Origin of the sequence: uncultured Escherichia sp. (assembly GCF_948475835.1) — a bacterium.
GTDB lineage: Bacteria > Pseudomonadota > Gammaproteobacteria > Enterobacterales > Enterobacteriaceae > ECMA0423.
In genome coordinates, this window is sequence record NZ_CAOLGM010000264.1 from 1 (window position 1) to 511 (window position 511).

Sequence of the window (511 nt, forward strand, 5' to 3'; positions counted from 1 at the left end):
CCGCACACGACGTGAAGAATACCTGTTGATGAGTGGTGATGAGTTTATGGAAAGGTTCTCCTGGCATGTGGCGGATAAGGGGTTCCGTATGGTGAGGTACTACGGGTTCCTGAATCCGGTGACCGGTGAAGCGGCGGTTACTGGAAGAAGTTGTGTACGCCATAACGGAGACAGTGAGAAAAACGGCAAAGCAAATCACCTGGAGAGTGATGTATCAGAGGTTACTGAAGGTTGACTCGCTGAAGTGTGTGCTGTGCGGAAGTCAGATGCGCTTTACGGGGCTGAAGCGGGGCTATCGTCTGGCAGAGCTGGTTATGATGCATGAGCCACTGGCGCGAATGCAGTATTGCGGCTGAGAGCCGCAGAGGGGTAGTTGCGTTCATTTTGAGGGAAATGGAGCCAAAAATCACCATCGATACCCGGTATCAATCAATGTTGCGTATTACCGTGAAGGAGATCGGTGAGTAACATCGATGGAGATCGGTTCGTGTCACTTTCACAGAACCGTTTT

General features: G+C 51.1%; 1 pseudogene. It reads left to right on the forward strand.

The features are described from left to right. A pseudogene (locus QZF50_RS23720) lies at positions 1–356 on the forward strand (transposase); the annotation flags it as partial. Positions 357–511 lie beyond the last annotated feature (155 nt).